Source organism: Ruegeria sp. AP12 (assembly GCF_056540025.1).
On sequence record NZ_JBQFVZ010000148.1, the window covers coordinates 1 to 880 of the forward strand.

1 protein-coding gene and 1 pseudogene are annotated in these 880 nt (G+C 59.4%); both read left to right on the top strand.

Features of this window, described 5'->3' with window-relative positions; translation table 11 throughout:
* Nucleotides 1-250, top strand: a pseudogene (locus ACR0E6_RS21890) (aminotransferase class I/II-fold pyridoxal phosphate-dependent enzyme); the annotation flags it as partial.
* A gap of 14 nt (nucleotides 251-264) precedes the next feature.
* Nucleotides 265-880 (top strand): DNA translocase FtsK 4TM domain-containing protein (locus ACR0E6_RS21895; protein ID WP_480587285.1); only part of this gene is annotated, 616 nt, incomplete at its 3' end.

Consider the following 880-nt stretch of genomic DNA (forward strand, 5'->3'; position numbering starts at 1 on the left):
CTTCTCAGGCCTGCAGGGCTACATGCCGCCCGAGGCCGGGTTTTTCCTGTGGCTGCCAGTCGAGAACGGCGAGGAAACCGCATTGAAGCTTTGGCAGGAGACCGGCGTTCGGGTCCTGCCGGGCGCATATCTTTCTCAAGGTGATCCGGGGCAAAACCCGGGCGAGCAATTTATCCGGGCTGCTTTGGTGGCTCCAAAAAAAGAGTTGCAGCAGGGGCTGATCAAGCTTCGTGACTGCATCTATTCGTGAGGTACGAGGGCAAAATGGCATCATTGAACGCGCGCAACCGCGATCCATTACTGGACAGCACGACTCAGGCCGCGATTGAGCGGCGTACCAAGGAACTGATCGGGATCGCTCTGATTCTGTTGGGGCTGGCCGCTGCGGCAATGATCTGGTCCTACACACCGGAAGATCCGAACTGGATGGTCTCGACCGACGCGCCGGTGCAGAACTGGATGGGGCGGATCGGTGCCTCGATCGCTGCGCCGTTGTTCATGATCGTTGGCTGGGGCAGCTGGGGGATCGCGCTGGTTCTGATCGGCTGGGGTGTCCGCTTCACCGGTCATTTCGGCGAAGATCGCGCCGTGGCGCGGCTGATCTTTGCGCCGATCTGGATTGCCATTGTCTCGGTTTACGCCGCCACTCTGGTTCCAGGCGAGGTTTGGCGCGCGACCCATAGCTATGGGTTGGGCGGACTGTTTGGCGACACCGTCATGGGGGCTTTGCTGACGCTTCTGCCGATTTCCTCGCATTTCCTGGTTAAGCTGATGTCGCTGGCCATGGCAGTCGGAATGCTGGCGCTGGGTATTTTTGTTCTTGGCTTCACCAAAGTTGATGTAACGCGTGGAACGCGTGCTTTCCTACTGGGGCTGGTGA